General features: G+C 71.5%; 12 protein-coding genes and 1 pseudogene. 7 read left to right on the top strand and 6 right to left on the bottom strand.

What is annotated here, in order from left to right; all coding sequences use genetic code 11:
- Window positions 1–137: 137 nt before the first annotated feature.
- The 4 genes from PJ985_RS20950 (at window position 138) to PJ985_RS20935 (ending at window position 3,244) form a co-directional block, all read left to right on the top strand.
- On the top strand, window positions 138–1,169 hold the full coding sequence (locus PJ985_RS20950; protein ID WP_271685432.1) for a glutathione S-transferase family protein: 1,032 nt from the start codon (window positions 138–140) through the stop codon (window positions 1,167–1,169).
- A gap of 140 nt (window positions 1,170–1,309) precedes the next feature.
- Entirely contained in the window at window positions 1,310–1,717 is a 408-nt protein-coding gene (locus PJ985_RS20945; RefSeq protein WP_271685431.1) for a hypothetical protein, read from the top strand.
- Complete coding sequence (locus PJ985_RS20940) at window positions 1,714–2,439, top strand: phosphodiesterase (protein WP_271685430.1); 726 nt, start codon at window positions 1,714–1,716, stop codon at window positions 2,437–2,439. The genes PJ985_RS20945 and PJ985_RS20940 overlap by 4 nt, the downstream gene beginning before the upstream one ends.
- A gap of 76 nt (window positions 2,440–2,515) precedes the next feature.
- Window positions 2,516–3,244, top strand: coding sequence for a class I SAM-dependent methyltransferase (locus tag PJ985_RS20935; RefSeq protein ID WP_271685429.1), 729 nt, complete (start codon window positions 2,516–2,518; stop codon window positions 3,242–3,244).
- 64 nt (window positions 3,245–3,308) lie between these two features.
- On the opposite strand, the gene PJ985_RS20930 is transcribed toward PJ985_RS20935, so the two are convergent.
- Complete coding sequence (locus tag PJ985_RS20930; RefSeq protein WP_271685474.1) at window positions 3,309–4,664, bottom strand: ATP-binding protein; 1,356 nt, start codon at window positions 4,662–4,664, stop codon at window positions 3,309–3,311.
- 283 nt (window positions 4,665–4,947) lie between these two features.
- Here PJ985_RS20930 and PJ985_RS20925 point away from each other — a divergent pair, with 283 nt between their 5' ends.
- The 3 genes from PJ985_RS20925 to PJ985_RS20915 all read left to right on the top strand — a co-directional run bounded on the left by PJ985_RS20925 (window position 4,948) and on the right by PJ985_RS20915 (window position 10,081).
- Complete coding sequence (locus PJ985_RS20925) at window positions 4,948–5,877, top strand: sulfotransferase domain-containing protein (protein ID WP_271685428.1); 930 nt, start codon at window positions 4,948–4,950, stop codon at window positions 5,875–5,877.
- Window positions 5,878–6,087: 210 nt separating this feature from the next.
- Window positions 6,088–7,236, top strand: coding sequence for a calcium/sodium antiporter (locus PJ985_RS20920; protein ID WP_271685427.1), 1,149 nt, complete (start codon window positions 6,088–6,090; stop codon window positions 7,234–7,236).
- 223 nt (window positions 7,237–7,459) lie between these two features.
- A complete protein-coding gene (locus tag PJ985_RS20915) occupies window positions 7,460–10,081 on the top strand; it encodes a helix-turn-helix transcriptional regulator (RefSeq protein WP_271685426.1) in 2,622 nt (873 codons plus the stop codon).
- 5 nt (window positions 10,082–10,086) lie between these two features.
- Here PJ985_RS20915 and PJ985_RS20910 read toward each other — a convergent pair whose 3' ends face one another.
- From PJ985_RS20910 to PJ985_RS20890, 5 genes and pseudogenes are all read right to left on the bottom strand, one after another.
- Window positions 10,087–11,874, bottom strand: coding sequence for an ABC transporter ATP-binding protein (locus PJ985_RS20910; RefSeq protein WP_271685425.1), 1,788 nt, complete (start codon window positions 11,872–11,874; stop codon window positions 10,087–10,089).
- On the bottom strand, window positions 11,856–13,610 hold the full coding sequence (locus PJ985_RS20905) for an ABC transporter ATP-binding protein (protein ID WP_271685424.1): 1,755 nt from the start codon (window positions 13,608–13,610) through the stop codon (window positions 11,856–11,858). The genes PJ985_RS20910 and PJ985_RS20905 overlap by 19 nt, the downstream gene beginning before the upstream one ends.
- A 442-nt stretch (window positions 13,611–14,052) precedes the next feature.
- Entirely contained in the window at window positions 14,053–16,776 is a 2,724-nt protein-coding gene (gene lanL, locus PJ985_RS20900; protein ID WP_271685423.1) for a class IV lanthionine synthetase LanL, read from the bottom strand.
- A 244-nt stretch (window positions 16,777–17,020) separates the two neighbouring features.
- Complete coding sequence (locus tag PJ985_RS20895) at window positions 17,021–18,649, bottom strand: glucuronyl esterase domain-containing protein (RefSeq protein ID WP_271685422.1); 1,629 nt, start codon at window positions 18,647–18,649, stop codon at window positions 17,021–17,023.
- Between the two features lie 270 nt (window positions 18,650–18,919).
- A pseudogene (locus tag PJ985_RS20890) lies at window positions 18,920–19,699 on the bottom strand (endonuclease I family protein).
- Window positions 19,700–19,846: the final 147 nt, after the last annotated feature.

Here is a 19,846-nt window from a genome sequence, read left to right as displayed (position 1 = left end):
CCTCCCGCCGTTTCCGTCTGCCCCGCCATGTTCGGATGAGGACCGGGCGGGGAAGGCCATCCGGTAGAAATCGGATAAGCAGTACAGAAGTGGCGCAGTGCCCTTCGGGCGGCGCTGCTTCGGAAAGGAGCCGGCCGGTGAGTGGCACCACCTCCACCGCGACGGACGGCAACGCCGCGTACGGACACAAGCCCTTCAAGCGATCGAGGAGTCACTTCGCCGACCGCATCACTGCGGACGGCAGGGACGGCTGGCCGGTGGAAGCCGGCCGGTACCGTCTGGTGGCCAGCCGTGCCTGCCCCTGGGCCAGCCGTGCCCTGGTGGTGCGGCGTCTGCTCGGACTGGAGGACGCCCTGACGCTCGCTGTCACCGACCCCGTCCAGGACGATCGCAGCTGGCGTTTCACCCTGGACCCGGACGACCGTGACCCGGTCCTCGGCATCCGCTTCCTGCACGAGGCGTACGATGCCCGGGAGACGGAATACCCCGGAGGGGTCAGCGTCCCCGCGGTCGTGGACATCCCGAGCGGGAAGCTGGTGACCAACGACTACCAGCAGATCACGCTGGATCTCTCCACCGAATGGACCGAGCTGCACCGGCCCGGGGCTCCCGACCTGTACCCCGAGCCCCTGCGGGAGGAGATCGACGACGTCATGGGGGGCATCTACCGTGATGTCAACAACGGCGTCTACCAGGCCGGGTTCGCCGCAGGGCAGAGCGAGTACGAGAAGGCCTGCGCCGGTGTGTTCCGGCGCCTGGACCTGGTGTCCGAGCGGCTGGCCGGGCAGCGTTATCTGGTCGGTAACACCCTCACCGAAGCCGACATCCGGCTGTTCACCACTCTGGTGCGTTTCGACGCCGTCTACCACGGCCACTTCAAGTGCAACCTGTGGAAGCTGACCGAGGATCCCGTGCTCTGGGCCTATGCCCGGGACCTTTATCAGACCCCTGGCTTCGGTGACACCGTCGACTTCGACCACATCAAGCGGCACTACTACCAGGTGCACACCGGGATCAACCCGACGGCCATCGTCCCGGCCGGCCCCGACCTCTCCGGCTGGCTCACCCCGCACCACCGGGAGCAGCTCGGCGGCCGGCCGTTCGGGGACGGAAGTCCCCCCGGCCCGCCGCCGGCCGCCGAGGGAATCCCCCCGGCCGGACATCCCTGAGGCCCCGGCCCTTCCACCCCCGGGGGGCGGCCGCCGCCCGGGGGTGATCCGGGTCATGCCTGGATTGCCCGGAGCGGGCGGGGGTACCCGGCTGCCCGGCTGACGACACGGCCGGAGGGAGCGGTGGGATGAGGAACGGGATGAGCGGCACGAAGCGCCCCGGGAACGGCGAGGTGCTGGAAGGGCTGGCCCTGGCGCACGGCGCCTTCAACGTCATCGGCGGCCTGTGGCCACTGCTGCACCGGCGCAGCTTCGAGTGGTTCTTCGGGCCCAAGACCGACCAGTGGCTCCAGACCGCCACCGGGGCTCTGCTGGTGTCCACCGGTATCTCACAGATCGCGGCGGCTTCCACCGCGGAAGGACAGGCGCACGCCCGCCGGGCCGGTCTGGGTTCCTCCCTCTCCCTCTTGTCCGTGGACCTGCTGCACGTGCCCCGGGGCACCATTCGCCCCACCTACCTCGTCGACGCCGCCCTGGAGGCGGCGTGGATCGCTGCCTGGATCAGTATGCCCGCCCCGGCCGCCGACGACGGGCGGCGCCGGCGGTGAACGGGGGCCCGGCTCTGCCGGAGCGCTGGGTCCGGGGGGTCTTCCGCCACATCGCCCGCCGGCGTGCCGCTCCGGCCGCTCATCCGCGGGGACTGACCTGTCCGGGAGTCCTTGAGGTACCGGGCGGCGACCCGCCCTGGAACGTGCCCCTGCTCGACCGGCCCGGCCGCCACGAGGTCCTCGTGCGGTGGTCCCGGGCGGCCGGCCTGCCGGGCTCGCTGCCCGACGCGCTCGGCCTCGCAGTCCGCGTCCCGGACGCGGGCGGGCCCGGCCGCCCGCTGGATCTGCTGCTCACCTCCAGCGGCGCCGGCCGCCTGACACGCCACCTGCCGCTGCCGCGCCGTGACGCCCTGGCCGGCCCGTACTCCAGCGTGCAGTCCCATCAGGTCGGTGACCGGGTGTGCGTCGTGCTGGCCTTCCCGCACGACGCCGGCCGCCGGATCCCCGGTACGCTGCCCGGCATCCGTGCTGCCCTGGACCGCGCGCCCGCGCGCTTCGCGCTCCGCTGCGCGGCCGCCGGTGATCCCTGGCGCACCCTCGCCCTGCTGACCGTGGGCCCGCCCCTGGACCGGCCGCCCGTGAGCACCCTCGACTTCGAGCCCTTCGCCCACAGCCTTCCCGGCCTGCACCCGACGCTCTGGCTGCGCAGGCTGCGGGACGCCGCCTATGCGGGCTCCCGGGAGGGCCGCCACAGCGTGATCCGCCCCGCCGCGCATCAGTAGAACACCGGCCGACCCGCCGCACCGTCCGGAAGACCGGCTCCCTCGCGGGCCCGCCCGGTTCGTTACGGTGATCCGCGTGTTCACTCCCCAGGGCCCGACCCTCCGCGAACTCGCCGTCCAGGCGTTGTCGTCGACCGAGCGCGGCTACGACCTGCTCGCCCCGAAGTTCGACGAGACGCCCTTCCGGACGCCCGCGCGCCTGCTGGAACCGGTGGTGTCCGCGCTCCACCCGCTGGGGCCGTTCGGGACCGGGCTCGACCTGTGCTGCGGTACCGGCGCAGGTGTCGGCGTCCTGCGGGAGCTGTGCGCGCGGCGGGTCACCGGTGCCGACTTCAGCACGGGCATGCTGCGCCAGGCCCGCACGGCCTTCGCCGGCATCGCCGGCCCGCCCGCGGTGGACTGGGTCCGGGCCGATGCCAGGGCGCTGCCCTTCGCCCCGGCCTTCGACCTGGTGACCAGTTTCGGCGCGTTCGGACACTTCCTGCCCGCGGAACGGCCCGCGCTGTTCGCCCAGGTGCACGCGGTCCTCCGCCCCGGCGGCCGCTTCGCCTTCCCGGTCGTCGCTCCGCCCCCGGCCGGGTCGCTCCTGCACTGGGCGCTGTGGGGGTTCGACCTCGCGATGCGGGTGCGCAACGCGCTGTGGCGCCCCCGCTTCATCATGTACTACCGCACCTTCCGCCTCACCGAGGTGCGTGACGAGCTGGCCCGGACCGGCTTCTCGGTGGATCTCCTGCCCCTGGCCGGCCTGGGCAGCCGGCCCGACGGCAGCCCTCGGTGCGTCCTCGTCGTCGCCCGGCGGCGCTGAGCCCGGATGTCCCCGCGCGTGCACGGGGACCGCGTCACCGGCGTGGCAGGCCCGGGGCCGGTGGTCAGCCGTACAGTTCGTCCAGGCCGACCAGGAACAGACCTCCGTCCCGCGCCGCCTCGGTGCGGAGAGCGTCGCTGAAGCCCGCGGCGCTGAAGCAGACGAGGCGGCAGCCGGAGGTGTCCATGCCGCGGCGGGCGAGGAGCTCTGTCGCCCGGCGCAGCTTCTCCAGATGGGGAAGACCCATGACGGTGCCCCACTTGGCCTCGGCCAGCGCGGTAACGGAGGCCCGGCTGCCGCCCGAACCCGGTTCGACGACCGCCGCGTCGATCTCGAGCTGCCGCCGCGCCGTGGGGTCGGTCACCACTCCACTGCCGACCGTGCCGAGGGAACCACCCAGCAGGGAGCTGCCCGGCCCCAGCAGGTAGGTCCGGCACAGCGCCTCGAAGTGGGGCCCGGCCACCTGCGCGGCGAAACGTTCGGCGGACTGTGCCCACACGGCTGCGGCCTGTCCGCTCTCCAGCCGCTCCCAGGCGGGGCGCATCACGGCCTCGTAGAAGGTGATCAGCGGTTCGGTGATGCGGTACGAGGACCGTCCTGCCCGGAACACATCCGGTTCCCGGGTCAGCAGATGGCTGTCCTCCAGGACGTTGAGCGGGTGCGAGATGTCCACCGACTTGCGGCCGATGTAGTTCGCGATCCCGCCGCGGGTGGCATTGCCGCCCGCCACCGCGGCCAGCACCGAGTGGTACAGGGCGGTCTCGCGGATGTCCGCCTCCTCGGCCAGCAGGTACCGGGCCTCGCGGAAGAGAGGGCTGAAGGGTGACAGGACGGTACGGCAGACCCAGTCGTCGAAGTCGTCCAGGCCCTCCGGCACATCGTCGGCGAGGAACTGACGCCGGTAGGCAGGCGTGCCGCCCAGAACGGCGTGCAGCCGCACCGCGAGAGCGGGGGAGTGGGCCACTCCCCAGAAGGCCGCCGCCGGACGGTATCCGAACGGCTGCACGACCAGCTCCAGCTGTGCACGGCCCCGCAGCGGGGCGGTACTGGCCAGCAAACCCCCCATCACCGACATCGCCGACCCGCAGAGCAGCAGCCGCATCCGGCTCTCCTCGGCCTGGAAACGGTCGATCTCCCGCTGGATCAGCGAGGGCAGTTCCGGCGCCGCCTTCGCGAGGTAGGGAAACTCGTCAATGACGAACAGCGCGGGCCCTTCCCCCCGGCCGGGCACCGCGAGCCCGAACAGATACGACACCGCGTCGTCCCAGGTCGCGAAGGAAAAGGGAACGGGGGAGCCGGCGTACTCGGCCAGTGCGGCACCGAACTGCCGCAGTGATTCGGTGGCCGTGGCCGCGGTGGCGCCGAAGTAGAAACCGCCCCGTTCCTCGACCAGGGCACGCAGGAGGTATGTCTTGCCCATCCGCCGCCTGCCGCTGACGATGCCGAGCAGGGCGTGCGGGGAGGGGCGCCCCGTGAAACCGGCGAGCGCACTCCACTCGGCCGCGCGGTCGAAGACGTGAGCGGGCTTGTCCGCTGCGGCTGCCTGCTGCACCTGGCCTCCCTCGGTAAGGAATACAGTCCTTAGAAGTGTACTCCTTGCTTCTTGACTTCCCCGGCGACCCGGCGCACGCCCCGCGTGCGCCGGGTAGGTGTAGAAACAGGCGGTATTGAGCGGCCACGCGCGCGCGGTGCAGACTCCCCTCATGAGTGACCAGCCGATCCTCCAGCAGCCACCGCAGCGCGCCTACAAGAGCTACTACGTGAACAGCGATCACTGGGACCACTACACACCCCGGTCCGGCGACATCGTCATCTCCACGCCCGCCAAGGCGGGCACCACCTGGACGCAGCGCATCGCCTCCGTGCTGGTTCTCCAGGACACCCGGTTACCGGGTCCCCTGATGGAGATCAGTCCCTGGCTCGACTGCCTGCTCGTTCCCCTCGACGGCATGCTCCGCACACTCGACGGGCAGCAGCACCGCCGCTTCATCAAGACCCACCTGCCCATGGACGCCCTGCCGGTCCACTCCGGGGTGTCCTACCTGGTCGTCGGCCGCGACCTGCGGGACACGGCCGTGTCGGCGCACCATCACGCACTGGGCCTCAACGGGGTGATCGGCAAGCCCCCGCAGTCCCTGGCGGAGGCCGACGACGTGCACACCCCGGAACAGCCCTGGGTACCCGAGGACATCCGTGCGTTCTGGCGCTCCTACTTCACCCGGAGTGCGTTCCCCTGGGAGTCGAACGGCTGGCCCTACAACTCGCCCACCCGCCATCTGGAGTCCTGGTGGGGCCACCGGAACGAGCCCCACGTCCTCTTCCTGCACTACCAGGACCTGCTGGATGATCTCGACAAGGAGATGCGCCGCGTCAGCCACTTCCTGGACATCCCCGTCGATGAGGAGCGCTGGCCCGACCTGGTGCAGGCCTGCCGCTTCTCCGACATGAAGGCCGACCAGGACCGGATGTACCCCAGGGACTTCGCCGACGCGCTCACGGCCATGGAATTCTTCCACAAGGGCCGGAACCGGCAGTGGGCGGAGATCCTCACCGAGGAGGACATGGCCCTCTACCGGGCAGCGGTCGAGCCACTCCCGCCGGACCTGCGCGAATGGCTGACCCGCAGTCAGTAGCCCCTCCCCACCGCCGGAGAGCCGGCCCGAGGAAGGTGACACTCCCGTCGCGCCCCGCCTCTCGGCGGTAGCCGCCCCTCCGGGGCGGGCCCCGTCCGGCCGCACCCGGAAGGAGATGAGGAAAGGGGCGGGGATGCCGCCGCTCCCTGAGGGGCCAAACCCTGGAGGACAGGGCACCAGGCACCCCGCCCTCCCGCTTAGAATCCTCCGGTGGATCTTCTCGATGCGGGACGCATCATCGCCGGTCTCCTGCTGCTGACCCTCGGTGGCGAGGTACTCGTCCGCGGCGCGTCCAGCCTGGCCGAGCGCGTCGGCATCTCACCGCTCGTCGTGGGCCTCACCGTGGTCTCCCTCGCGACCTCAGCGCCCGAACTCGCCGTGACCGTGGGTGCGGTGTTGCGTGACGAGCCCGAACTGGCGGTCGGCAACGTCGTCGGCAGCAACATCGCCAACGTGCTGCTCATCCTGGGCATCTCGGCGCTGGTCATCCCCTTGGCCGTCAAGCGACGCCTGGTCCGCCTCGACCTGCCGATCATGGTCGCACTCTCCCTCATGCTGCTGGTGATGTCCCTCGACGGCGGAGTCGGCACCGGGGACGGCGTCATCCTGCTCGGGGCTCTCCTCGCCTACCTGGTGATCACTGTCCTGGTCAGCCGCCGAGAATCAGCAGAGGCCAGGACGAGCGCCCCGGTGCAGGGAGCCCGGACACCGGACCCTGCCGAGGCCGACACCAAGCCTCCCGCGCCCTCGGTCCTCAGGTCTCTGTTCTTCGTCGTGCTCGGCGTCGCTCTGCTGATCGCCGGGGCCCGGCTGCTCGTCGACGGGGCGGTCAACGTGGCCGTGGCCTTCGGCGTGAGCAGTCTGGTCGTCGGCCTCACCGTGGTGGCCATCGGCACCTCCCTGCCCGAACTCGCGGTCTCCGTCATCGCGGTGCGCCGCGGCGAACGGGACCTCGCCGTGGGTAACGTCGTCGGCAGCAACATCGCCAACATCGGCCTGGTCCTCGGCCTGCCTGCGCTGCTCTCCGCCGACGGCATCCCGGTGCCCGACGCGGCAGTGGCGCTCGACATCCCGCTCATGCTGGCCGCAGCGGTGGCGCTGCTCCCCATCGCCTTCACCGGTTTCGCGATCGCCCGCTGGGAGGGCGGACTCTTTCTCGTCCTCTACCTCGCCTACACCTCGTTCGTCGTGCTGGCGGCGACCGAGCACGAGGCGCTGGACGGGTACACCGCTGTCATGGCCTGGTTCGTGCTGCCGCTGATCGCCGTGACCCTCCTGGCGTTCGCCTACTTCGAGTGGCGCCAGGGCAGCCGCCGACCTCCACAACGTGGCCACCGGCCCCCACCACCGTCGGACTGAACGGCGGGCCGGCCCCGGGAACCTCCGAGTTCCCGGCTCCGGCCCCGGGACGGGCACGACTCTCCGTGGCCCCTCCGATGCCATCCGTGCATGGACCTGCACACTTCCTTCACGCCGTTGACATGTCTTTCGCGCCCCTGCCATCGTCCTGTGTCGCTCACCCGCACAGCATGATCGGAAACTCCCACACCTGTTCGCGCAGGTGGCGGCTTTGGAGGCATGCATGGAGAAAGTGCACCTGAGCCGGACGGTGCCGCCGGACCCGCGGACCTCCGCTGCCCTGGAGGAGATGACTGCCGCCCGTGCCGCCGGGTCGCCCGTGCTCCTGCACATCACCGGGGACCCGGGACTCGGCAAGACCCGCCTGCTGGAGCAATTGGCCGTCCAGGCCCGGGACAAGGGTTTCACCGTCGCGCACGGCACGGCCGACGCCCGCCCGCGCGTCGTCAGCTGTCTGGATGATCTGCACCTCGCCGCGGACTCCACCTGGGAACAGCTGCACCACCTGCTGGGGAGCCGTCCTGCCGCCCCGGCCCTGATTTGCTGCGCGCTGCGGCCGCGTCAGCTGCAGGACTCCCGGGCCCGCGTGCTCGCCCGCGTCCATCCCGCATGGCGCGTCCACCGGATCGACCTCGGCCCGCTGGGCGCGCCCGCCGTGGAGGCGCTGCTGCCTCCGGGAACACCCCGCCCCCGGCGGGACCTCCTGTACCGACTCAGCGAGGGGGTGCCCGGCTGGCTCGGACTGCTCATCGCTCTTCCCGATCCCGATCTGCGAGAACTGGCCGCCACCGGACTTCTCCGGGGCGCGTCACCCGCCGGGGCGGCTCCGGGGCCGCGGAGCGAACTGGCGGCCCTGCCGGCGGACCTCCGTGTGCTCGCCCGCGCCGCCGCCGTGCTCGGCGACCCCTTCGACCCGGCCATGGCCGCCGCCGTCGCAGGCCACGACCTCACCGCGGTCCTCGCAGCCCTCGACGAACTGTGCACGCGCGACATCTTCCGAGCCGGTTCCACCGGCCCGGAATTCCGCTTCCGGCACCCCCTGCTGCGGGCTCAGATCCATGCTCAGTCTCCCCCCGGCTGGCGTATCGGAGCGCATGCCCGGGCTGCCGAGGTCCTGGGCGCAGCCGGGGCCGACCCGGTCTGCCGGGCACCGCACCTCGTGCGTTCGGCCGCACCCGGCGACCGTGCCGCGGCCCGTGACCTCTGCTCCGCGGCGGACCGTGTACTGACCACTGCGCCCGGCCAGGCCGCCCGCTGGCTGGGCGCAGCCCGTCGGATCGCTCCGTGTGCGGAGGAGTCCACTGTCCTCCGGCCCTTGCTCACCCGTCTCTACCGTGCGGCCGAGCGGACCGGCCAGGACCATCTGTGCCGGGAGCTGCTCCCGGAGCTGAGAAGGCTGCTGGTCACCGACCTGCCGGAGGACTGGGCGGCCGTGGTCGATCTGCACGCAGGGCTGGAAACCGCCTGCGGCCACGACCATGAGGCCCGGGCTCTCCTGACGGCGGAGTCACGGACCCTTCCGGGGGCCGTGCTGGACGGCACCGCCCGGCTGCACCTGGCTGCTTTCGCCGCCGCTCGGGGGGAACGGCCCGAGGTACGGCGTCTGCTGGAGAGCCGGTCCCTCTCCGGTCCGGCCGCCGCCGGCCCCGCGTTCCGGCTCGACGCAGCTGCCACCCTCGCCCTGGTGGGCGTGACCGCACCGGACCCGGCGGCGTTGCGGGACGGTACCGCGCAGGCTCGGGAACTGCTCGACAGGATGAGTGACGCAGAGCTCGCAGAGCGTCTCCCGGCCCTGCTCCGCCTGGCGCGTGCGTGGGATCTTCCGGAGCACTGGTGCGAAGCGGAGCGGCTGCTGGCCCGTGGCGTCCGCGCCGCGCAGAAGACCGGAAGGACAGCCGCGCTGCCACACCTGCTGGTTGCCCACGGCCATCAGCAACTCGTCCTCGGCCGGCTGGACGCGGCCCACGACGCCGCGCACCGTGCCGCGGCAGCAGCATTCGTCCTCGACCGCCCCGACCTGGCCGGCGACGCTCAGCTGCTGGAGGCCTGCGCCGCCGGCTGGCGTGACGGCCCGGAGGCTGCCGACGGGCCGGTGGAAGGTGTGGCCGCCGCCGCCCATCCCGGAAGCGCGCTGCACGAGAGGGCTCTCTGCGCGCTGGCTCTCGTCCGGCTGGTCCAGCGGCGGCCGGTGGACGCGCAGCACCTGCTCGGGGCCTCACCCGCCCCGGGCCTGCTCCCCTCGGCCTGGTGGGCCTTCCCTCTCATGTCCCCCGCGGCACACGACCGCACCGGCAGCGGCACCAGCGGTGAGCAGGCCTGGCGGGCGGTGCTCGGCGCTGCGGCTCATCGGCCAGGCCTTGCCCCGTACGTGCGGGAGCTCGGTCAGCCGGACACCGCCTCCGTGACGTCGCTGCGTGCGGTGGCGGAGCGGTACGCCGAGGGAGGAGGGTGGCTGCCGGAGTGCGGCGCCCGGTTACTGCTGGCCCGACGGCTGCTCGTCCAGGACCGGGAAGGGGACGCCCGTGACGAGCTGGGCCGGGTGAAACAACGGCCGGGCAGCCCTCGTGCCCGCTGGACCCATCAGCAGGTCGTGGACCTGCAGCGCCGCCTCGGAGCACGCCGCCCGCGTGGACGTGTGCCCTCCGGAACCGCCTTCTCCGAGCGGGAGTGGGAGATCGTCCGCCTGGTGTGTCTCGGCCTCGCCAACCGGGACATCGCCGCCGCCCTGTTCGTCTCGGTCAAAACCGTCGAGACCCACCTGACCCGGGTGTTCCGCAAAGCCGGGGTGCGGTCCCGGGCTGCTCTGGCCGTGAGGTTCGTCGCCTCCGACGTCCTGGCTTCCTGAGCCGGTCACCCGGTCAGGTCCCCCGTGGTCGGCGGTCTCCCGTGAGAGGTGTGCGGAACACCGGACCAGTGCCCCACCAGACCGGCGTAGGCCGGGCTGGTGGCGAGCAGCTCGGCGTGGCTGCCCAGGACGGGCCGCGCACCGTCCAGCAGCAGGACTCTCCGGGCTCGCGCGGCGCTGGTCAGCCGGTGAGCGATCACGAGCAATGTCCCCGGGCGGGCGGCGAAAGCGGCTTCCACCACCGCCTCGGTAGCCATGTCGAGGTGGCAGGTCGCTTCGTCCAGGATGACGACTTCAGCGTCGGAGGCGTACACCCGGGCCAGTACGATGAGCTGGCGCTCACCGCTGGAGAGCGTGTTCGCCGGATCGGCCAGCTCCGTGTCGTACCCACCGAGTCTGTGCACCACAGCGCCCAGCCCTACCGCCCGCACGGCCTCGTCCAGTCGGCTGTCGCCGAGGCCGGGTGCCAGATAGCTCAGGTTCTCGCGCAGGCTCCCGGGGAAAACGTACGCTTCCTGCGGTACCAGGGCAACCGTGCGGCGCTGACCCTCCACCGGCTCGGGTACCGGCCGGTCACCGAGCAGCACTTCCCCCCCGGTGGGCAGCTCGACCCCGGCCAAGAGCCCGGCCAGCGTGGACTTTCCCACTCCGCTCGGCCCCACCACGGCCAGATGATCCCCTTCCGGGACGGTGACCGTGAGCCCGCGCAGGACCGGGTCCGCATGGGGGCCGTAACGGAAGGTGAGGTCGCGGACCGTCAGCCGGTGCCCGTCGGTACGCCCGGTGCTTCTTTCACCGGAGGGCGGCTCGGGCACCGAGGTGGCCGCGGCCATGCGACCGAGCAGCACCCGCAGCTGGCTCCAGTAGCCCGCGACGGTGCCCGTCATCATTTGAAGCGCCGGAATCAGGTAGGAAGTCACGTAGAGAACCGCGCCCACCACGGCTCCGGGGGAAACCGAGCCGTTGCCCACCAGGGACGGCGAGGCCAGCAGGATGGCCAGGACCGGCAGGTATCCGCCGAGCAGAACGATGGGGATGCGCAGGGACTCCGCCCAGGCAACGGCGACGGTGGCCCGCAGCGAGCACTCCGCGGCCCGCTCCACCTCGGAGTGCGCCTGCTGTTCGGCCCCTACCGCTGTGATGTCCAGACCCGCGGTGAGCACCGAGCCGGTGGTGGCGGCAACCCCCTCCTCCGCCAGCACATGAAGCACCCGCCGGCGGATCAGCGAACGCATCGCCAGCAGGAAGAGCGCCACGGAGAGGATCAGCGGCGGCACCACGATCGCGGCCAGCAGCGGGTCGATGGCCGCCAGTCCCGCGCTGGTGGCGAGCAAGGTGACCGCCAGCGGACGTGCGGTACGCAACAGCGCCGCCACGATGCCGCGCACGGTGTCGGACTGGACACTGAGCCGGGAGACGCCGGTGGCGTCGACGGGCCGGGTACGAAGCACCGCGTGATGGAGCGTGCCGCGCACCACCCGCCGCACCAGGGCGTCCCGCAAGGGCTCGACGATCTGCGACAGCGGGTCGAAGATCGCTCGCTGGGCGAGTGCGCGCACCACGTACAGCATGGCCAGGACAGTCAGCCAGGCCAGTCCGGAGGCCGGGTCCCCCGCCAGGAAGCCGCGGTCCAGCGCGAGCGCCACCACCACTCCCGCCGCCAGCGCGGGCGCGGCTTCGACGGCCGACCAGCCCGCCAGCCGCAGAAAGGGACGACAGCTGCCGACCAAGCCTTCCCGCAGCAGTTGCCGCGCGGGAGCAGCGGGTATCCCGCTCATGACACCGTCGGGCATTCCGCCTCCTCGTCCACCGTGGTGGGACCCTCGCCCTGACGTCCGGGCACGCTGAACACCGCCCGGTACTCGGGGTCGTGCCACAGCTCGGCGTGGGGCGCCAGAGCCCGGATCCTGCCGTCCGCCAGCCACGCCACCCGGTCGCACCGAGCAGCGGTGGCCGCCCGGTGGGCGATCACCAGCCGGGTGCGGCCGGTCAGGGCCGTGGTGACGGCCTCGCTGACCTCCGCCTCGGTGACCGTGTCCAGCCCGGAGGTCGCGTCGTCCAGTACGTAGACCCGGGCTTCGCGGGCCAGCGTCCGCGCCAGACCCAGGCGTTGCCGCTCACCTCCGGACATCGGAGCATGCGTCAAGGGGGTCTCGTACCCGTCCGGCAGCCGGCGGATGAAGCCGTCAGCTCCCGCGGCGCGTGCGGCCCGGGTCACGGCCTCCGCGGTCAGTTCCGGCCGGCCGTAGGAGATGACGTCGCGCACGGTGGCGCCGATGAGCTCGGGACGTTCGAACGCGTAGGTGACCGCGGACCTCAGATCCTGGCGGGTCAGCTCGCGCACCGGGACACCGTCCAGCAGCACTTCGCCCTCGTCCGGGTCGGTGAGCCGGCCGGGGAGCCTCGCCAGCAGGGTCTTGCCCACCCCCGTGCGGCCCACCAGAGCGACGGAGCTCCCGGCGACGACATCGAGACGGAGCCGGTCGAGGACGACGCCGCCACCCTTGCGCACGGTCACGTCGCGCAGAGTCAGGGTGCCCGGCCCGTCCGTACCGCTGACCGGACCGTACCGGACCGCAGGACGGGAGAGGGCCCCGGCGATCCGGTTGGCAGCCGAGCGGGCTTCCGCCAGGCCGTACAGCCCTTCGATCTGATACAGACCCTGGAAGGCGAGCCCGAGATAGCCGACGATGGCGAGCAGCTCGCCGGGTGAGATCCGGCCGTGGGCGACGCCGACGCCGGCGGCCGCCAGCGCCGCAGCCTCGGTGAGGGCGGTCAGCAGCCCCAGCTGCCACACCATGCCCTTCTGCAGCCGCCACATGCGGCGGCCCGCCGCAGCCACGTCGGGCAGCGGCGCCAGTACCCGTGCGGTCTCGGAGTGGAGGGTGCCGGAGGCCCTGATCGTGCGTGCGCCGGCCAGGGCGGTCAACAGCCGGGTCGCGATGCTTGCCTGAGCGGCCAGGTAGGCGTCGTGCGTGACGATGGCCCTGCCGACGAAAACCTTCGCCACGACGAGAGTCACCGGAACGGCCAGGGTGAGAACGAGTCCGGTGCGCCAGTCGATGACCCACACGGCGGTGAAGGCGACCAGGCCGCCGCCGACTGCCACCCCCCAGCTCGCGAGGGCCGCGGGGAGTGAACCGGCCTGGGGGGCGGCCTGGGTGAGGTGGGTGACGCCTTCTCCCGCCGGCAGCGGTGGCTCGGCCCCGAGCCCCAGGAAGTGCCGGGCGCTGCGGAGCCGCAGCCAGTGGGTGGAGCGTGCGGAGGCCGAGGCGGAGAGCGGGCCGATTACCGTGTCGAGAAGTGCGCCGACGAGGACCACCGCGCCCCAGCCCAGAGCGGGGACGGCTGTTCCCGAGCCGCTCAGCACCGCGTCCACCGACAACGCCAGCAGTGCGGGCACGGTGAGACCCGTGCCGGTGCGCAGCACCATCACGCTCACCAGTGCGGTGAGCCGGCCGCGGGTCCGGCGGGCGCTGCCGAGCAGCAGCGAAGGGCCGGACACGGTGGGTGAGGGTGCGCCGTTCACTGATGTCCTCCTCCGCATCGGTCGGGTGTCGCACCGGCGCGGTCCGCCGCGGTCAACCGTTCGCGGTGGTGCCGGTGCTTCCTGCGGTCCGTGTCAAGTCCGGGGGCCGCTTTCCGGTCCGTTCCCTTCCGAGGTACCGGTGGCTGCCCGCGGGACGGGCAGCCACCGGACTCACCGCATCACGAAGGAGCCGCCGCAGCCCGGCGGACAGCCCCTACGTGCCCGGTCACCTGGTGAAGATGCTGGTCCACGAGCAGGTCCAGGAGCAGGTGCGACCGCAGGGGGCCTCGATGTTCTCCTCGGCCTGCAGCTGCTGGAGGGCGTCGAGAGCGTCCATGGCTTTCTCCTTCATCAGTCGGTGTGATGGGTGTTGCTGTCGCGATCACGCTGGAGCGTGTCCGCAGGCGCACAGGTCCGGACCCGCCGGGTGACGGGAGCGGAGCTATGCCCCTTCCTCCTGGAGCCGGGCCGTTCCGGTGGGACCGGTGCCCGTCGGCGCATCCGCCATCCAGGGCCGGGGGCCGCCGTGCGCGAACCGCAGGAGGAAGTCCAGGGAGCCGCTCATCCCGGTCTGGTGGTCGGCACGGAAGCCGACCCCCGTCTCGTCGGGAAGGAGCAGCAGGCCGTCGCGGTCGGCATGCCGGGAGCTCAGTGTCAGGGCGAGCTCTCCGGCCCAGTCCCGGTACGGGCCCGAGGGCACCGCGTCGGCGAGGTCCAGCAGGTACTGGCCATTGCCCGCCAGGCCGTGGCAGGCGCTGCTGGACGCCTGCCGCTGTGACCACCGCACCGCGGCACCGGCCTCCTCGGCGAGCCGGAGGTAACCTTCGTCACCGGTGTTCTGCCACAGCCGGAGCAGGAAGGTCCCGACTCCGGACGATCCGCTGCACCAGTGGTAACCCATACCGCTGCCGCGTTTGTCGCCGATGTCGTCCCGCCAACGGGCACCCCAGGGGCCTTGCTCCGCCTCCGCCGCCAGGGTGTCACCGGCCGCGCAGGCCAGCTGCCGGTAGGTCCGCTGTCCCGTGCAGCGGGCCGCTCCGAGGAGAAAGGTGCCGACCCCGGCCACCCCATGGGCGAAGCCGAGATGGCGCAAACCGGCGAGTTCGGAGTCCATGTCCTGGGGCACTGGCCAGATGACACGGTCCGCATGGTGCTCAGCGGCCTGCACCAGCGCGTCGGCGCACTCGGTCACCCGGTCGAGGAACTCGGGCCGGCCGGTGGCCTGCCAGAAATGCAGCTGCGTCATTCCTGCGCCGGCCGTGCCGTGGCAGATGTCCTGGTTGGGCCAGCGCAGGGGAACGGACCGGGCGAGATCGAGGGCATGCTCGGCCAGTTCGTCGTCATCCAGCGCCCGAGCCGCATCGTGGAGAGCCCAGGCGGTTCCGGAGCGGCCGAAGTACAGGCCGGGGAGCAGCCGCGGGATGCGGGTGCGGCGGGCATCGATCCAGGACGCCACGGAGGCTGTCAGCTCGGTCAGTTCGTCACGTTGCAGCAGCCCGGCAGCGCGTGCCAGGGTGCTCAGCACACCTGCCGCTCCGTGCTGCACGCTACAGGGGTCGGTGCGGTCGCCGAAGTCTCCGCTGGGCCAGAGCCGTTCCGGGTCGCGGGCAGGATCCGCCATGGTTTCGCGGAGGAAGCTGAGCCCGTCGTCCACCAGCCGTTGCCGCAGCGGGGCCTCCAGCTGTGCCGGCCGGTGCGGGCCGACGGCCGGCACCGGGGCGGCAGCGGAGGAGACGGTTGCCAGATACTCTCGCAGTCTGGCGAACGTCCAGCGCTCCTCAGGGTTCTCGCACAGAAGACCACGCACGGCGGGCTCCACCGCCGATACGGCCGGGCAGTCCGCCCGCAACTGGGGCCAGAGAGGCTCCAGCCGTTCCAGCACGGTACGCCGCTCCGGAAGGTCCGGTGCGAGGAGTGGTGCCGAACCTGTGGCGAGGTGAAAGATCACGGCCCCGAGCGAGAAGCGGTCGACGCTTCCGTCCAGGGCGGGACCGAATCGGTGTTCCGTCTGTTCCGGTGCCGCGTACCCCGGGGTGTGGGCCCGGCGCGTCGGGACGCCCGGCTCCCGGGCGAACTCCGGGTCGATCAAACGCAGTTCCTCGTCGGGGGTGATCATGATGTTGCCGGGTGAGAAGTCCTGGCAGACGAACCCGCGCTCGTGCACCTCCGCCAGGAGGGCGGTGAGCTTCCCGGCCAGTGACACCACCCGGGAGGCGTTCAGTCCGCCGGTGCCTTCCGGGTCGTCGTACCGTTCCTGCACCCAGCGGTTGAGCGGCAGCCCCGGTATCAGTTCCTGCACGAGGAAGACGTGGTCGCTCTGCTCGAAGCGGGCCACCGGCTCGGGACAGATCCCCGAAAGCTTGACGAGAGCGGCTTCTTCCCGCAGCAGAGCGCTGTGGGCATCTTCGCCCGGCATCCCGACGGTCACATGTGCGCGGGCCTGCTTGATGATCACTTCTTTGCCGGTGCGCTGGTCGAGGGCCCGGTACACACCGCCGCGCGCCGAGTGGCGAATGGCCCCGCGGACAGCGAACCGGTCGGCCAGCAGTACGGAGGACGGGGAGCCGGCACCGCCCGGGCGCTTCGCCTCCTGCGGGAAGGGCGGTTGCGCCCACGTCGGCGGGCTGAACCAGGGGAGGCGCGCATCGGGGACCGCCGTGCCGTCCGGGGCCTGCAGCCTGACCTCGAAGGCTCCGTCGTCGGTGAGGACGGGAACTCCCCGGAAGGCGCCGTAGCGGTAGTGCACCAGGCTGCCCGGTCGGTACGGGCGGTCGGACAGAATGGCCGGGCCCGGGAGCCCGGTGGTGGCGGTGTCGAGCGCTTCGGCCAGCGTCCGCAGATGTCCGTCGTCCCGTGGGTAAGCGGTGAGGAACTTTCCGCACTGGGCACGGTCGTAGCGCGCCGAGGTCATCTCCTCGACCAGCGTGAGGGTGCGGGCGAACTTGAAGCCGCAGCCGCCCGTGATCAGCACCCCGGCGGCCCGGTGCAGGACCTCCGGCGCGGACAGGCGGGTCGCGGAGACGTGCAGCTTCCAGCCCTGGAGACGTTCCACCGGGTCGGGTGGGGTGACCCGGCACCAGACGTCGTCTTCCTGTATCTCCCAGGCATCGGCGTCCGTCTCGCTCAGCACCGACTGGGCCAGGTCCCGCAGCGGGAACTCGCTCATGCACACCCCTGATCGCCGGAAGCCACCGCGTTGGCGCGGTGTGACCTCACGGTGTCAGGACGTCTGCGGCCCAGCATCGGGGAAACCCCGTACCGCACCCCTGGTCCACCCGACCGTTCCGCGGTGCCCGGGCGGCTCACCGGGCACGCCGGCGAAGGAGGACGGACCCGAAGGCCCGCCCCGGCGGTTGGGTGTGCGGTGCCGGGGCGGGCCCGGGGTCGCGCGGTGCGTGACCCCGGAGGGATCAGGAAGTGGTGCAGGTGAGGTTGCCGGGCTCGGCCGAGGAGCTGCCGGTGACGACGAAGCCGAAGCTGACGGTGGCGCCGGGCGAGACAGTGCCGTTCCAGGATGCGTTGCGCACCGTGATCGATCCGCTGCTTCCGGTGTTCTGGCCGTCCCAGACGTTGCTGAACGACTGGCCAGGGGCCAGAGTCATCCCGACGGTCCAGCCGTTCAGTGCGCGGGTGCCGTTGTTGCGCACCGACACCTCGCCCTGGAAGCCGCCGGACCAGCTGTTGTTGTTGCGGTAGCTGGCGGTGCAGCCGTCATCGGAACCGCCGGTGTCGCCCCCCGTGCCGCCGCCGGTGTTCCCGCCGGTATCGCCCTCGGTGTCGGTGAGGGCTGGGGTCCGCCAGTCCCTCCACTGCGCGAGATTCCCCGACTTACTGCTCGAAATCCTGAACACCCCGGGATCGTCGCCCGTCTCCAGCAGGTACTTCCGGATGTGCTGCTGCAAGGGGGTCCTCCATTCGGACCTGGCCGCACAGTGCGTACCGTCCTGGATGTCGGACCAGTAGGAAATGTTGTCCCCGGCCCCGAGCGCCTTGTAGACCTCTGCTCCGCCCAGCGCCGCCACGCTGCCGGACCGGGCTCCCAGCCAGTCGACATGGGGGTTCTCCATGAGGAACAGTCCGCGCGGCGCCACCATGCCCACGATCTCGTGCGTGTCCACGGGCAGGGCGGCCGGATTGCTCGTGAAGGAGCCGAAGGCGTCGCCCAGCCAGGGCTGCTCACCGTAGGCGCTGCTCAGCGGCTGGGCACCGTTCTCACCGGCAACACCGCGGAAGACGGGGGCACCGGCGGATCCCGACTCGATCGGCATGGTCAGTGCGATGCGCTGGTCGAACGCGCCGCTGACGAAGGCCCCCTTGCCGTACCGCGAACACCCCGTGACGCCGGTCGCCTCCGCTCGCAGGATGCTTCCGTCCGCCTGCTCGAGAACGTCGATGATCCGGCTCACACCCCAGGCCCAGGCCATCAGCAGCCCTGTGTCACTCGAAGAGCCGTAGATGCTGTAGAACGCGCCTTGCTTGTTGTTGCGCGGTGTGCCCTCCCTCCCGACTTCGAAGGGGTCGTAGCTGATGACGGCAGCGCCGGAGGCCTTGATGGTGGACGTGTCCGCTCCGAACCCTCCCAGAACGACGACGGCCGGGAACGGACCTGGGCCGCTCGGGAGATCCACCGATGCGGAAAAGCCGGCGCTTCGGCCTCCGTCCGTCACGCTCACGGAGATGCGGGACGTCGAGACCGTCCCCGTGACAGTGTCCGGCTTTCCCGGTTTCTCGCCGTAGACGTGCCTTTCCGCCAGCTTCTTGATCTCTGCTCGCCGGCACCGCCACTCGGACGTGTCGGAGATGCGTGTGCCGTCCATTTTCATGAAGGGATCGGGAAGCAGAGGGCTGGCGGGCAAGGTCCCGGGTCCGGGCTCCGGACAGTCGGTGCCGTCGTCCTCCTCGGCCGAGGCGACCTGCGAGGCAGCCACGGGGTTGCCGACGGCGCCTGCCTGCGGGCTGAGGGTGGCGGCACCCAGGCAGGCGACGGCTGCGAAAGCCGCGGCTGCCCACACCGGGGACCGATGGCGATGGAAGCGCATGTGGGGGACCTCCGTAGGAAGGCGCGCAGTCGGCGCGAATAGCCCCCCATGCCGGACAGCATGGATTCATGTGCCGGCCGGTGCACGCCGGGTGATGGGAAGTGCGCCGGGCCACGAGGTCGTCAAAGCTGCTCCCAGGCCTCAACCGCAGCCCAACAACGCCACGTTACAGAGCGGTTTCCCGGGCCGACAACCCCATGACGTCTCACCTCCCCGCCTGCTCGGCCCCCATGCCCGCGGCCCCGGTTGTCGCCGCATGAGTGGAATCGGTCACTTCCATATGTCAGCGACCCACTCGGGGTGGTCGATGAACGGGTTCCGGTTGTTCTGGTAGAGGTCGTGAATGAGGTCGTTGCGGCGCTGCTCGAAAGCGTCCGGCGGGTCCTGCTCGTGCCACTCCTTCAGGACCGAGAGCCTGCCCATCAGGGGCACACTGCCGTTCCCCGCGATGTCGTTGATCTCAAGGTCGGCGAAGCCGTCGTTGCCCTCGTAGCGCACGGCCATGTAGAAGACCATGCGTGCCACGTCCCCCTTGACCTCGTCGCGCGGCTCCCAGGAATCGGCGGTGGTGTAGTTGCCAGGGGCGCGGGCGGCCTCGGCGCCGCCCGCGTCGAAGTCCTTGTTGCCGCGGTCGCTGTTCACCTAAACGTCCGCGGGGCGCAGGTGATGGAGGTCCGTGCCAGGCCCCTGCCGGGTGCCGAAGCCTCCGTGGGACGTGGGCCAGACGTGCTCCCGGTTCCAGTCGCCGACGTTGCCGCCGTTCTCGTTCTTGTCCCGGGACAGGCCCGTGTACAGCAGGATGACGCTGCTCGCGTCGGCCGGGTCCTCGTCGGTCGTCCTGAGGGCGTCCCAGACCTGTGAGTAGGTGAGCATCGAGCTGTCACTGACGAGCGTGTGGAGCGCTTCGCGCAGTTCTTCTCCCGACTTGCCGTACGCCGCGTCGTAGTACCCGTCAGCGGTGGCCTGAGGCAGGGGAGCGAGGAAGGCAGCGGTGAGCGCACCGGTGAGCAGCACGCGGGGTATCCACGGGGCGGAAACGGTGACGGGCATGCGAGGCCTTTCGGGAGCAGGACTGTTGTGCACCTGTCATTCCCAAGTCCTTGATGTGCTACGCGCGTTGACAACGGATCCGCCTCACCGGGGATCTCGGGCACCACTGTGGGGGCGGGGGCCCGTGGGTGCGGCTCCGGCAGGGCC

The sequence above is a fragment of the Streptomyces sp. ACA25 genome (genome assembly GCF_028200735.1).
GTDB lineage: Bacteria > Actinomycetota > Actinomycetes > Streptomycetales > Streptomycetaceae > Streptomyces.
Note: the sequence above shows the minus strand (reverse complement) of the source record. Positions and strands in the feature narration are given on the sequence as shown.